We start from the raw sequence: 13238 nt of genomic DNA on the forward strand, positions 1-13238 counted from the left end.
GTCGTCAAGCCCTCTTTCGTGATTCGAGAGTCTGTCTGTTGGTCTGAGGGGGGCCTGGGGGCGGGCCGGCCGTTCGGGAACGGCCGGCCCGGCCTCCGTCAGACCTCTTCGACGCTGCTCGGCTCGCGCCGGGACAGGTCAATGCCGAGCTCCTCGGCGGCGCGGAACACGTCCTCGTCGCTGTCGCGCATCTCGATGGACTGGCCGTCCGAGGACAGCACCTCCACGTTGAGGCAGAGCGACTGCATTTCCTTGATGAGGACCTTGAAGGACTCGGGAATGCCGGGCTCGGGAATGTTCTCGCCCTTGACGATGGCCTCGTAGACCTTCACGCGGCCCAGGACGTCGTCGGACTTGATGGTGAGCAGCTCCTGCAGCGCGTAAGCGGCGCCGTACGCCTCAAGGGCCCACACCTCCATCTCACCGAAGCGCTGACCACCGAACTGCGCCTTACCACCGAGCGGCTGCTGGGTGATCATCGAGTACGGGCCGGTCGAACGGGCGTGCAGCTTGTCGTCGACCAGGTGGTGCAGCTTGAGGATGTACATGTAGCCGACCGAGACCGGCATCGGGAACGGCTCGCCGGAGCGGCCGTCGAACAGCCGGGCCTTGCCGGTGGAGTTCACCAGGCGCTCACCGTCACGGGTGAGGGTGGTGTTGTCCAGCAGGCCGGTGATCTCGTCCTCGCGGGCGCCGTCGAAGACCGGGGTGGCGAGGTTGGTGCCGCCCTGGACCGTGTCGGCGCCGATCGCCTGGAGCCGCTTGGCCCACTCGTCGGCGAGGCCGGAGACGTCCCAGCCCTGCATGGCGAGCCAGCCGAGGTGGATCTCCAGGACCTGTCCCGGGTTCATTCGGGACGGGACGCCCAGCGGGTTCAGGATGATGTCGACCGGGGTGCCGTCCTCCAGGAACGGCATGTCCTCGACCGGCAGGATCTTGGAGATGACGCCCTTGTTGCCGTGGCGGCCGGCCAGCTTGTCACCGTTGGTGATCTTGCGCTTCTGGGCGACGTAGACGCGGACCAGCTGGTTCACGCCCGGGGGAAGCTCGTCCCCCTCCTCGCGGTCGAAGACGCGGACGCCGATGACCTTGCCGGACTCGCCGTGCGGCACCTTCAGCGAGGTGTCGCGGACCTCGCGGGCCTTCTCGCCGAAGATCGCGCGGAGCAGGCGCTCCTCCGGGGTCAGCTCGGTCTCGCCCTTCGGGGTGACCTTGCCGACCAGGATGTCGCCGGTGACGACGTCGGCGCCGATCCGGATGATGCCGCGCTCGTCGAGGTCGGCGAGGACCTCCTCGGAGACGTTCGGGATGTCCCGGGTGATCTCCTCGGGGCCCAGCTTGGTGTCACGGGCGTCGACCTCGTGCTCCTCGATGTGGATCGAGGAGAGGACGTCGTCCTGGACGAGGCGCTGCGACAGGATGATCGCGTCCTCGTAGTTGTGGCCCTCCCACGACATGAACGCCACGAGGAGGTTCTTGCCGAGGGCCATCTCGCCCTCGTCGGTGCACGGGCCGTCGGCCAGCACCTGGTTGACCTCGACCCGCTGGCCCTCGTCCACGAGCACCTTCTGGTTGAAGGCGGTGCCCTGGTTGGAGCGGGTGAACTTGGCGGCCCGGTAGGTGTTGTACGTGCCGTCGTCGTTGGCGACGGTGACGTAGTCGGCCGAGACCTCCTGCACCACGCCGGCCTTGTCGGCGGTGATCACGTCCGCGGCGTCGACGGCGCAGCGGTACTCCATGCCGGTGCCGACCAGCGGCGCCTCGCTGCGCAGCAGCGGGACGGCCTGGCGCATCATGTTCGAGCCCATCAGCGCGCGGTTGGCGTCGTCGTGCTCGAGGAAGGGGATCATGGCGGTCGCGACCGACACCATCTGGCGCGGCGAGACGTCCATGTAGTCGATCTCGGTGCCGGGGATGTAGTCGATCTCGCCGCCGCGGCGGCGGACCAGGACGCGCGGCTCGGCGAAGGTCAGCTCCGCGGTGAGCGGGGCGTTGGCCTGCGCGATGACGTACCGGTCCTCCTCGTCCGCGGTCAGGTAGTCGACGGCCTCGGTGACGACACCGTCGACGACCTTGCGGTACGGGGTCTCGATGAAGCCGAACGCGTTGACCCGGCCGTACGAGGCGAGCGAGCCGATCAGACCGATGTTCGGGCCTTCGGGGGTCTCGATCGGACACATGCGGCCGTAGTGCGAGGGGTGCACGTCGCGGACCTCGAAGCCGGCCCGCTCGCGGGACAGACCACCGGGGCCGAGCGCGGACAGACGGCGCTTGTGGGTCAGGCCCGACAGCGGGTTCGTCTGGTCCATGAACTGCGACAGCTGGCTGGTGCCGAAGAACTCCTTGATGGAGGCGACGACCGGCCGGATGTTGATCAGGGTCTGCGGCGTGATCGCCTCGACGTCCTGGGTGGTCATCCGCTCGCGGACCACGCGCTCCATGCGGGCGAGGCCGGTGCGGACCTGGTTCTGGATCAGCTCGCCGACGTTGCGCAGGCGGCGGTTGCCGAAGTGGTCGATGTCGTCGACCTCGATGACGATGTCGCGGCTCGTGTCGTCGCGCCACTCGGTCTCGCCGGCGTGCAGCTTCACCAGGTACTTGATCGTCCCGATGATGTCCGGCTCGGTGAGCACGCCGGAGTCGAGCGACTCGGCGTTGCCCAGCTTCCGGTTCACCTTGTAGCGGCCGACCTTGGCGAGGTCGTAGCGCTTCGGGTTGAAGTACAGGTTCTCCAGCAGCGTCTGCGCGGCCTCGCGGGTCGGCGGCTCGCCCGGGCGCAGCTTGCGGTAGATGTCGAGCAGCGCGTCGTCCTGGCCCTGGGTGTGGTCCTTCTCCAGGGTGGCGCGCATCGACTCGTACTCGCCGAACTCCTCCAGGATCATCTCGGTGGTCCAACCGAGGGCCTTGAGCAGCACGGTGACCGACTGCTTGCGCTTGCGGTCGATGCGGACACCGACCATGTCGCGCTTGTCGATCTCCATCTCCAGCCAGGCACCGCGGGAGGGGATGATCTTGGCGGAGAAGATGTCCTTGTCGGAGACCTTGTCCAGGGTGGAGTCGAAGTAGACGCCGGGGGAACGCACCAGCTGGGACACGACGACACGCTCGGTGCCGTTGATGATGAACGTGCCCTTGTTGGTCATGAGCGGGAAGTCGCCCATGAACACGGTCTGGGACTTGATCTCACCGGTCTCGTTGTTGGTGAACTCCGCGGTGACGAAGAGCGGGGCCGCGAAGGTGAAGTCGCGGTCCTTGCACTCGTCGATGGAGTTCTTCGGCGGCTCGAAACGGTGGTCCCGGAAGGTCAGGGACATCGACCCGCTGAAGTCCTCGATCGGGGAGATCTCCTCGAAGATCTCCTCCAGACCGGACTTGGTGGGGACGTCCTGACCGCTCTCCAGGGCAGCCTCGACCCGGGACTTCCAGGCCGCGTTGCCGAGCAGCCAGTCGAAGCTCTCGGTCTGCAGGGCGAGGAGGTTGGGGACCTCGAGGGGCTCCTTGATCTTCGCGAACGAGACGCGGAGCGGGGCGGTGGATGCGGAATTGTTCGAGGCGTTGCGCGGCGCGGCCAAGAGGGGGGTCCTTCCGAGGGCTCGGAGCTCACTACGCGCATACCGGCCGGGCCTTGGCCGAGGCGGAAAACCCCAGGTCAGGACAGGGACCACTCCGGGCGACGAGTCACGGAGCAGCTAACAGGCAGCGCAAAGGGACAGTGTAGCCAAAGGCGACACTGCTAGCAAGCCCTGATTCGGAGACCGAATCGGACGCTCCTCCCGTACAACCGACAACCCGGGCAGTGATCCCTCACCGGCCGGGCCGTCGCACCCACTTCTGCGTCACCGGGAACCTTCCCAGTGCCGCCGCCGAATATGCATCGGAGACGGTTCCGCTTGGGCACGCGCCTTGAGAATCGCGCGCCGCGTGCTGTTCGTCAAGGCCCGCACCAGGGTGTGGACCTCGTACTGCCCATCGTCCGGACCGCCCGGCGCGTTACACGCTGCCCGTGCCCGGGGGCCGACGACAGCGATCACCCTACTCCCGGCCGCCGACAGGAGCCGAGTCCGGCGTGGGCCATCGGGAGCAACCCGGGCGCCCCGGCCCGGAACGCGAGCAGGCCGGGCCGGCCACCCCGAAGGGTGGCCGGCCCGGCCGGAAGAGCACCTCTCAGAGAGAGGAACGAGTCACTTGACGGTGACCTTGGCGCCGGCGCCCTCGAGCTGGGCCTTCGCCTTCTCGGCGACGTCCTTGGCGACCTTCTCCAGAACCTTCGCACCGGCGGTGTCGACGAGGTCCTTGGCCTCCTTCAGGCCGAGGGAGGTGAGGGCGCGCACCTCCTTGATGACCTGGATCTTCTTGTCGCCGGCACCGTCGAGGATGACGTCGAACTCGTCCTGCTCCTCGACGGCCTCGGCGACGGCGCCCGGGCCGGCAACGCCGGCAACGGCGACCGGGGCGGCGGCGGTGACGTCGAACTTGTCCTCGAAGGCCTTGACGAACTCGGAGAGCTCGATCAGGGTCATGCCCTCGAACTGCTCGAGCAGGTCCTCGGTGCTGAGCTTCGCCATGATTGGCGTCCTTCCACTAAATCGGCAGGTGCCGGATGTACGGGTTGGCGGGCGTGCTTACGGGCCCGCTGGGACGGGAGTGGTTACTCCGCGTCCTCGGCGGGAGCCGGAGTACCGGCACCGCCCTGCTCGACCTTCTCGCGCAGCGCCTCAACGGTGCGCACGAGCTTGGACGGGAGCGCCTGGAAGACGGCGGCAGCCTGGGAGGGCTTGGCCTTCAGGGCACCCGCCAGCTTGGCGAGCAGCACCTCGCGGGACTCGAGGTCCGCGAGCTTCTTGATCTCATCGGCGGACAGCGCCTTACCGTCAAGGACACCGCCCTTGATGATGAGAGCAGGGTTCTCCTTGGCGAAGTCACGCAGAGCCTTCGCCGACTCCACCGGGTCACCGGTGACGAAGGCGACAGCCGTCGGACCGGCGAACAGGTCGTCCAGCTCGGAGATCCCGGCCTCGTTGGCCGCGATCTTGGTCAGCGTGTTCTTCACCACGGCGTAATCGGCGTTGCCGCCGAGCGAGCGACGAAGCGTCTTCAGCTGCTTCACCGTGAGACCGCGGTACTCGGTCAGAACGGCGGCGCTGGAGGCACGGAACTTGTCCGTGATCTCGGCGACGTCGGCAGCCTTGTCGGGCCTGGCCATAGGCTTACGCCTCCTTCCGTGATGTCGAAGTCGGGCCGACCTTCGAGAAGTCGACCATCCAACGCCGCGGACCCCAGGAAGCGAAGAAGCCCCGGCGCGCAGGCGCACGGGGCTTGCAATGACCTCGACGGACCGTGAACGGTCCGGAGATCTTCACTCTGCTCCACAACCTGCGCGGGCGATCCGCAACGGGTGCGGACCCTTCGGTACCGTCCGCCCTCGCGGGGAACGGCGACAACCAGCGGTCTTTGGCTCGGCCAGCGTAACGGGACGAAACGGGTTTGGCCAAATCGGCTTCCGGAAACGGCCCCGCCCTACGGGAGCGGCGGCGGGCTGGCGCCGGCGCCGGGCGCGGTGTCGGCCTCCGCGGGGGCCTGCACCGAGATCGCGGAACTGCCGAACCCGGTGTAGTCGACGGTGTCCACCTCGGCGGCGGCCCGGCGCAGCCGGACCAGCTGGTCGCGGTCGTCGAGCCAGAGGTCGAGCACCACGTCGCCGGGGCCGAGCGCGGCCTCCAGCGCCTGCCGCCGGCCCTGGTCGAGCTGGTTCTGCGCGGCGGCGTACCGGGCGGCGCTCACCGTGACCCGGTAGTGCTCGACGGTGGTGTCGAGCAGCTTCTCCTCGCCGATCAGCCGCGGCTCGTCCGCGGCCGCCGCGGCGGCGACCGCGACCACCGGGCTGAGCCGGTCGATCAGGCCGCCGTACGGGATCCGGCCGTCGGAGAACTTCTGCCAGTGCGGGCCGCCGAGCCGGGCCGCGGTCCCCGGGTCGCCGCCCAGGTAGGCGGAGGTGTCCAGCACCACCAGGGTCCGGCCCACCCCCTCGGCCTGGTACTTCAGCACCGTCTTGGGCGCCCAGAACAGCGCGCCCTTGGCGTCCTCGCCGCCGAGCACCGCCGTGTACTCGGCGCGCCGGGCGTCGTGCAGCACCAGCTGCGCGGAGAGCAGCACCCCGTGCGGGGAGCGGTCGGTCGGGCTGGCCTCCCCGGTGGACGGGGTCGGGCTGGACGGGGAGGCGGGGTCGGCTGCGGTGCCCGAGCCGGTGCAGGCGGTGGCCGTGCCGGCCAGCAGGACGGCCGCCAGCAGGGCCGCGGCCCAACGCGCCGGTGCCGCCATCGGTCCCTCCTCCTGCCGTTCCCCGCCGTCCGGTCCCTCCCACGATGCCATGCGGTCCGCCCGCGTCCCGGAGCCGCCCCCGGGACACGGGCCGGGCCGGGCCTACTGCTGCATCAGGTCGGTGAGGGAGAAGACCTCGGAGGCGGCCGGGGCCGGGGTGGCCTTGACGCTGCCCAGGTCGCCGTAGGTGACCACGCCGGGGGTGCTGCCGCTGTCGGCCGTCAGGCTGGCGCTGGACTGCTGGACCAGCTCGCCCTTGCCGTTGACCCACAGGTCGACGGTGGAGCTGGAGCCCTTCTTCTTGAGCTCGGCCAGCACCTGGGCCTTGGTCGCCGCGTCGAGCTGCATCTTGGCGACCAGCTCGTCCACCTTGATGTCGCTGCGGTAGTGGGTGGCGCTCTGGCCGGCCACCGTCTCGGTGCCGACCAGGGTGGCGTTCTGGGAGGCGGCGACCAGCTGCACCGACGGGTTCATCAGCTGCATCATCGAGGCGAAGGCGCCGGCCTCGTTGCCCACCGCGCCCGAGGAGTCCTTGGCGCTGAGCGACATCCACTTCTTGCCCTTGGCCACGGCGGCCATCTCGGGGGTGGCCCCGATGTACATCTGGTCGCCGGCGAACAGGACGTCGACCTGCTTGCCCTCCTGCGTGGTGTGCATGAGGAAGGAGGACGGGGACTTCCAGACGTAGTCGGCGGTGCCGTCGCTGCCGCCGCCCTTGACGGTCAGCTTGGCGCTGCCGGCCTTGTCCATGACCGCGGCCGCGGCGAGCAGGGCCTCCTTGGGGGCGAGCTTCGAGCCGCCCTTGCCCGCGCCGTCGGCCGCCGGGGCGGAGGCGGCCTGCGAGCTGCCGGAGCCCCCCGTCGAACCGGTCGAGCCGGAGCTGCTGCAGGCGGTCAAGGCGCCGAGGGCCAGACAGGCCACGGCAACGGTACGCAGTGCGCGCACGGAGGTCCCCCTCTAATCGGATTCTCATCCTGATGACGACCCTGGACTCTACCGAACCGCTCCGCCGCCCGCGCAAACCGTTTCCGAACGCCACCGGGCCCGCACCCCCGAAGGGGTGCGGGCCCGGTGAAGCGTTGACCGCGTGGGGAACTGACTCGGGGTCAGACCGCCGCCGGGTCCTCCTCGACGAGGAGGTTGCGGGTGCGGTTCGGGTCCACCTGGATGCCGGGGCCGATCGTGGTGGAGAAGGCGATCTTCTTGATGTAGCGGCCCTTGGCGGCGGACGGCTTGGCCCGGAGGACCTCGTCCAGCGCCGCGGCGTAGTTCTCGACCAGCTGCTCGTCGGAGAACGAGGTCTTGCCGATGATCAGGTGCAGGTTCGAGTGCTTGTCGACGCGGAACTCGATCTTGCCGCCCTTGATGTCGTTGACGGCCTTGGCGACGTCCGGGGTCACGGTGCCGGTCTTCGGGTTCGGCATCAGGCCACGGGGACCGAGCACGCGGCCCAGGCGGCCGACCTTGCCCATGAGGTCCGGGGTGGCGACGACGGCGTCGAAGTCCAGACGGCCCTTGGCGACCTCGTCGATCAGCTCGTCGGAGCCGACGATGTCGGCGCCCGCGGCACGCGCGGCCTCGGCACGCTCACCGTTCGCGAAGACCAGGACCCGAGCGGTCTTACCGGTGCCGTGCGGGAGGATGACGGTGCTGCGGACCATCTGGTCGGCCTTGCGCGGGTCGACGCCCAGACGCATGGCGACCTCGACGGTGCCGTCGAACTTGGTGGTGGAGGTCGCCTTGGCGAGGCGGACGGCCTCGAGCGGGGCGTAGATCCGGGCGCGGTCGACCTGGGCGTCCGCGGCCTTGAGGGCCTTGCTGCGCTTCACTGCTGCTCCTGGTGATTAATGGAGTTCGTGGTAGTCGCGGGCCGCGCTGGCCCTACCACGGGGGACGTACGGGCTGGTCAGCCCTCGACGGTGATGCCCATCGACCGGGCGGTGCCGGCGATGATCTTCTCCGCCGCGTCCAGGTCGTTGGCGTTCAGGTCGGGCATCTTGGTGGTGGCGATCTCGCGCACCTGGGCCGAGGTCAGCTTGGCGACCTTGGTCTTGTGCGGCTCCTTGGAGCCCTTGTCGATGCCCGCGGCCTTCAGGATGAGGCGCGCAGCCGGCGGGGTCTTCGTGACGAAGGTGAAGGAGCGGTCGTCGTAGACCGTGATCTCCACCGGCACGATCATGCCGCGCTGCGACTCGGTGGCCGCGTTGTACGCCTTGCAGAACTCCATGATGTTGACGCCGTGCTGGCCGAGCGCGGGGCCGACCGGCGGCGCCGGGTTGGCCGCACCGGCGTTGATCTGGAGCTTGATAAGCCCCGTGACCTTCTTCTTCTTGGGAGGCATTTCTCTCCGGGTCCTTCCGAGAGGTGAGTGCTGATGCGCCCGGCCCCGGGGCGAAACCCGGCTGCCAAGGCACACATCGGACCAGGCTAACCGCTGAGGCGGCGCTGGACCAAAACGGTTCCGGGGCGGGGGCCTTCGCCCCCGCCCCGGAACCTGAGTACGTGGATCAGTTCTTCTGGATCTGGTCGAAGGAGAGCTCGACCGGGGTCTCCCGGCCGAAGATCTCCACCAGGCCCTTGACCTTCTTCGAGTCGGGGTTGATCTCGTTGATGGTCGCCTGCAGGGTGGCGAACGGACCGTCGGTGACGGTGACCGAGTCGCCGACCTCGAAGTCCAGCACCTGCACCTCGACCGGGCGCACCGGCGAGGCCTTGCCGGCCTCCTTGGCGGCGGCGCGCTCCACGTCGGGGGCGAGCATCTTGACGACCTCGTCCAGGGTCAGCGGGTACGGGTCGTAGGCGTTGCCGACGAAGCCGGTGACACCGGGGGTGTTGCGCACGACGCCCCAGGACTCCGGGGTGAGGTCCATCCGGACCAGCACGTAGCCGGGGAGCTTGTTCTGCCGGATGGTCTTGCGGTCGCCGTTCTTGATCTGGACGACCTCCTCCTGCGGAACCTGGGACTCGAAGATGTAGTCCTCGACGTTCAGCGAGACGGAGCGCTGCTCCAGGTTCTGCTTCACCCGGTTCTCGTAGCCGGCGTAGGTGTGGATGACGTACCACTCGCCGGGGGCGCGGCGCAGCTGCTCGCGGAACTCGGCGACCGGGTCGCTCTCGACCTCCTCGGCGGCCTCGGCCTCTTCCTCGACCTCGGCGGTCTCGACGTCGGCGGCCTCGGCCTCGTCCACCTCGTGCACGGCGGCGGCCTCGGCGGGCTCCCCCGCCTCCAGCTCGTCGGCGGCCTCGACCTCGTCCTCCTCGGCGTCCGCCTCGTCCACGATCTCCTCAGCGGTCTCGACGTCGGCGGTCTCGACGTCGGCAGCCTCGGCCGCGTCCAGCTCGGCGGCGACATCCGCCTCGCGGACGGTCTCGTCGGCGTCGTACAGGGGGGACTCAGACACGGTCGCTGCTTCTTTCCTGGTTGTGGAACGGATACCTCAACAGTACCGACTCAACGGTAGTCGCCCGCTGTCCTTCGCGCCGACAGCTCGACCCGGGCCGAAGGATTCGGCCCGGGTCGGGGTGAGGTATGCGGTGCGGGACCTGCGGGGTCCCGGCGGTTTTCTGCCGGATCGGACGTCAGCCGAAGATCCAGAAGGCACCCTTGGCGAAGACCCAGTCGAGGCCGGCAACCAGCAGCATCATCACGATCACGAAGGTCACCACGACGGTGGTGTACTGGATCAGCTGGCTGCGGGTGGGCCAGACCACCTTGCGGAGCTCGGCGATGATCTGGCGGTAGAAGATCGCGGTCCGGGCGAACAGGCCCTTCTTCGCCCGCTTGCCGGACTTCTTCCCCTCGCCGCCGGACGCCTTGTTGGCCCGCCGGCGCTCGCGCCGGGAGAGCTTGCCGTCCTCGGCGGTCGCACCGTCCGCGGCGCCTTCGGTCCCCTCGGGGTTGCCGCTCTCAGGCGTTGCGGTGGAGCCCGTGGTCTCCGTCACTCGTCCTCACCTGAATCCGGTCCTGCGGAGGCCCGTGCCTGGTGCACGGGCTGTCCGGCGAAAGCTGTGCTGGGTGGGGCCCTCTCCGCATCAAGCCCGCTCGCTCTGCGGAGCGAACGGGCTTGGCACAGATCGAGCAGCAGGGCACGAGGGACTCGAACCCCCAACCGCCGGTTTTGGAGACCGGTGCTCTACCAATTGAGCTAGTGCCCTACGGAACCTCGCGGTTCCGGTGCGGCCCCCAACCTACCGCATCCGACCGGCCGTGTGGTGTACCCGGCCGAAGGATCCGCACTTCGGGAGCCATCGAGCAGTGAGTGTACGGGTTCTTCGCCGATTGGTCGAACCTCATTCACCGAGATCCACATTCGCCGACTTTCGACGCCGTCCGCCCGAGATCCTCCGGCTTCGATCGGCTTCCGCCCGAGATCGTCCGGGTCCGCGGGACGGTCGCTGGAACACCCCTGTACTCCTGCTGAAACCGCGATGCCCGCCGCCCGTGGGGTCTGGGAGCATTCAGGCATGAGCGCACCCACCCCCGAGAACCTGTCCCCCGCGAACCGCCGGGTCTCCGCCCGGGTCGGCGCCATCGCCGAGTCCGCGACCCTCGCCGTCGACGCCAAGGCCAAGGCCCTCAAGGCCGCCGGGCGTCCGGTGATCGGCTTCGGCGCCGGCGAGCCCGACTTCCCGACCCCCGGCTACGTCGTGGACGCCGCCGTCGCCGCCTGCCAGGACCCGGCGAACCACCGCTACACCCCGGCCGCCGGCCTGCCGGAGCTGAAGGCCGCGATCGCCGCCAAGACGCTGCGCGACTCCGGCTACCAGGTGGACGCCTCGCAGGTGCTGGTGACCAACGGCGGCAAGCAGGCGATCTACAACGCCTTCGCCGCGATCCTCGACCCGGGCGACGAGGTGATCATCCCGGCGCCGTACTGGACCACCTACCCGGAGGCCGTGAAGCTGGCCGGCGGCACCCCCGTCGAGGTGCTCTCCGACGAGACCACCGGCTACAAGGTCTCGGTGGCGCAGCTGGAGGCCGCCCGCACCGCCAACACCAAGGTGGTGCTGTTCGTCTCGCCGTCCAACCCGACCGGCGCGGTGTACACCGAGGCCGAGGCCGAGGCGATCGGCCGCTGGGCGCTGGAGCACGGCCTGTGGGTGCTCACCGACGAGATCTACGAGCACCTGGTGTACGGCGACGCGACCTTCACCTCGCTGCCGGCCCTGCTGCCCGAGCTGGCCGACAAGTGCATCGTGGTCAACGGCGTGGCCAAGACCTACGCCATGACCGGCTGGCGGGTGGGCTGGCTGATCGGCCCCAAGGACGTCGTCAGCGCGGCCGCCAACCTGCAGTCGCACGCCACCTCGAACGTCTCCAACGTGGCGCAGCGCGCGGCGCTGGCCGCGGTGGCCGGCGACCTGTCCGCGGTGGACGAGATGAAGACCGCGTTCGACCGCCGCCGCCGCACCATCGTGGCGATGCTGAACGAGATCGAGGGCGTGCTCTGCCCCGAGCCGGAGGGCGCGTTCTACGCCTACCCGTCGGTGAAGGGCCTGCTGGGCAAGGAGATCCGCGGCAAGCGCCCGCAGACCTCGGCCGAGCTGGCCGCGCTGATCCTGGACGAGGCCGAGGTCGCGGTCGTCCCCGGCGAGGCCTTCGGCACCCCCGGCTACCTGCGGCTGTCCTACGCGCTGGGCGACGCCGATCTGGTCGAGGGCGTCAGCCGGATGCAGAAGCTGCTGTCCGAGGCCCGCGACTGACGGACCGTCACGGCCGCCCCCCGCACCTCACCCCTTCGGGCGATGTGCGGGGGGCGGTTCCTGTTCCGGGGGGTTTTGCGGCAGGATCGGTGAATGGATCGCCTGCGTGATGTCCGGAGCCTGCCGAAGGCCCATCTGCACCTGCACTTCACCGGTTCGATGCGCCCCGCGACGCTGCTCGAACTCGCCGACAAGCACGGCATCCGGCTGCCCGAGGCGCTCAGCTCCGAGCACCCGCCCAAGCTCCGGGCCACCGACGAGCGCGGCTGGTTCCGCTTCCAGCGGCTCTACGACACCGCCCGCTCCTGCCTGCGCGACGAGTCCGACATCCGCCGGCTGGTCCTGGAGACCGCCGAGGACGAGCGCGCCGACGGCTCCCGCTGGCTGGAGATCCAGGTCGACCCGACCTCGTACGCACCGCTGCTCGGCGGCCTGACCCCGACCCTGGAGCTGGTCCTGGACGCCGTCCGGGAGGCGTCCGAGGCGACCGGCGTCGGGATCCGGGTGCTGGTCGCGGCGAACCGGATGAAGTCCCCGATGGACGCCCGGACGCTGGCCCGGCTCGCCGTCCGGTACGCCGACCAGGGCGTGATCGGCTTCGGCCTGTCCAACGACGAGCGCCGCGGTCTGGCCCGGGACTTCGACCGGGCCTTCGCCATCGCCCGCAACGGCGGGCTGATCGCGGCCCCGCACGGCGGCGAGCTGGCCGGGCCTGAGTCGGTCCGGGACTGCCTGGACGACCTGGGCGCCGCCCGGATCGGCCACGGCGTGCGCGCCGCCGAGGACCCGCGGCTGCTCCAGCGCCTCGCCGACCGGCAGGTCACCTGCGAGGTCTGCCCGGCCTCCAACGTCGCGCTCGGCGTCTACGACGCCCCCGGGCAGGTCCCGCTGCGCGCGCTCTTCGAGGCCGGCGTCCCGCTCGCCCTGGGCGCCGACGACCCGCTGCTGTTCGGCTCCCGGCTGGCCGACCAGTACGCCCTGGCCCGCGAGTCGCACGCCTTCACCGACGCCGAGCTGGCCGAGCTCGCCCGCCAGTCGATCCGCTCCTCGCGGGCCCCCGAGCACGTGGTGAAGGAACTGCTCGGCGAGGTCGACGCCTGGCTGGTGGAGGAACCGGTCTAGGGCGTGTATCTGGTTGTGATCAATTTGCGGGTTTCGCTCTCGTGGTGGCCCTTGGTTCGGTAGATCGTGTGGTGTGACGCGAGTGCAACTGACAG

11 protein-coding genes and 1 tRNA gene are annotated in these 13238 nt (G+C 69.7%); 2 read left to right on the forward strand and 10 right to left on the reverse strand.

Annotated elements, in window-relative coordinates; translation table 11 throughout:
* Nucleotides 1-98: 98 nt before the first annotated feature.
* From rpoB to IH44_RS0101220, 10 genes are all read right to left on the reverse strand, one after another.
* The gene (gene rpoB, locus IH44_RS0101175; protein WP_030457449.1) at nt 99-3572 is read right to left on the reverse strand and encodes a DNA-directed RNA polymerase subunit beta; all 3474 of its coding nucleotides are present in this window, start codon (nt 3570-3572) and stop codon (nt 99-101) included.
* A 609-nt stretch (nt 3573-4181) separates the two neighbouring features.
* Nucleotides 4182-4565 carry a 50S ribosomal protein L7/L12 gene (gene rplL / locus IH44_RS0101180; protein WP_030457450.1) on the reverse strand — a complete coding sequence of 128 codons (384 nt, stop codon included), beginning with the start codon at nt 4563-4565 and terminating at the stop codon, nt 4182-4184.
* 83 nt (nt 4566-4648) lie between these two features.
* The gene (rplJ, locus tag IH44_RS0101185; RefSeq protein WP_014136320.1) at nt 4649-5203 is read right to left on the reverse strand and encodes a 50S ribosomal protein L10; all 555 of its coding nucleotides are present in this window, start codon (nt 5201-5203) and stop codon (nt 4649-4651) included.
* 314 nt (nt 5204-5517) lie between these two features.
* Nucleotides 5518-6318, reverse strand: coding sequence for a hypothetical protein (locus IH44_RS0101190; RefSeq protein WP_030457451.1), 801 nt, complete (start codon nt 6316-6318; stop codon nt 5518-5520).
* A 102-nt stretch (nt 6319-6420) separates the two neighbouring features.
* Nucleotides 6421-7263: a hypothetical protein gene (locus IH44_RS0101195; RefSeq protein ID WP_157852049.1), complete on the reverse strand. Its 843-nt coding sequence runs from the start codon at nt 7261-7263 to the stop codon at nt 6421-6423.
* A 161-nt stretch (nt 7264-7424) separates the two neighbouring features.
* The gene (gene rplA / locus IH44_RS0101200) at nt 7425-8147 is read right to left on the reverse strand and encodes a 50S ribosomal protein L1 (RefSeq protein WP_014136322.1); all 723 of its coding nucleotides are present in this window, start codon (nt 8145-8147) and stop codon (nt 7425-7427) included.
* Nucleotides 8148-8224: 77 nt separating this feature from the next.
* On the reverse strand, nt 8225-8659 hold the full coding sequence (gene rplK, locus IH44_RS0101205; RefSeq protein WP_030457453.1) for a 50S ribosomal protein L11: 435 nt from the start codon (nt 8657-8659) through the stop codon (nt 8225-8227).
* A gap of 166 nt (nt 8660-8825) precedes the next feature.
* Entirely contained in the window at nt 8826-9719 is an 894-nt protein-coding gene (nusG, locus tag IH44_RS0101210) for a transcription termination/antitermination protein NusG (protein ID WP_030457454.1), read from the reverse strand.
* Nucleotides 9720-9897: 178 nt separating this feature from the next.
* Complete coding sequence (gene secE, locus IH44_RS0101215; protein ID WP_030457455.1) at nt 9898-10260, reverse strand: preprotein translocase subunit SecE; 363 nt, start codon at nt 10258-10260, stop codon at nt 9898-9900.
* Between the two features lie 140 nt (nt 10261-10400).
* Nucleotides 10401-10473, reverse strand: a tRNA-Trp gene (locus IH44_RS0101220).
* Nucleotides 10474-10782: 309 nt separating this feature from the next.
* On the opposite strand from IH44_RS0101220, the gene IH44_RS0101225 reads away from it, so the two are divergent.
* Both IH44_RS0101225 and IH44_RS0101230 read left to right on the forward strand, forming a co-directional pair.
* The gene (locus IH44_RS0101225) at nt 10783-12021 is read left to right on the forward strand and encodes a pyridoxal phosphate-dependent aminotransferase (RefSeq protein ID WP_030457456.1); all 1239 of its coding nucleotides are present in this window, start codon (nt 10783-10785) and stop codon (nt 12019-12021) included.
* 93 nt (nt 12022-12114) lie between these two features.
* Nucleotides 12115-13143: an adenosine deaminase gene (locus IH44_RS0101230; protein ID WP_030457457.1), complete on the forward strand. Its 1029-nt coding sequence runs from the start codon at nt 12115-12117 to the stop codon at nt 13141-13143.
* Nucleotides 13144-13238: the final 95 nt, after the last annotated feature.

This window comes from Kitasatospora sp. NRRL B-11411, assembly GCF_000721345.1.
GTDB classification, from domain to species: Bacteria; Actinomycetota; Actinomycetes; order Streptomycetales; family Streptomycetaceae; genus Kitasatospora; species Kitasatospora cineracea.

Coding starts and splice junctions, on each gene's coding strand:
- rplL (WP_030457450.1), bottom strand. CDS start 4,565: ATGGCGAAGCTCAGCACCGAGGACCTGCTCGAGCAGTTCGAGGGCATG.
- IH44_RS0101230 (WP_030457457.1), top strand. CDS start 12,115: ATGGATCGCCTGCGTGATGTCCGGAGCCTGCCGAAGGCCCATCTGCAC.
- IH44_RS0101225 (WP_030457456.1), top strand. CDS start 10,783: ATGAGCGCACCCACCCCCGAGAACCTGTCCCCCGCGAACCGCCGGGTC.
- IH44_RS0101190 (WP_030457451.1), bottom strand. CDS start 6,318: ATGGCGGCACCGGCGCGTTGGGCCGCGGCCCTGCTGGCGGCCGTCCTG.
- rplK (WP_030457453.1), bottom strand. CDS start 8,659: ATGCCTCCCAAGAAGAAGAAGGTCACGGGGCTTATCAAGCTCCAGATC.
- rplJ (WP_014136320.1), bottom strand. CDS start 5,203: ATGGCCAGGCCCGACAAGGCTGCCGACGTCGCCGAGATCACGGACAAG.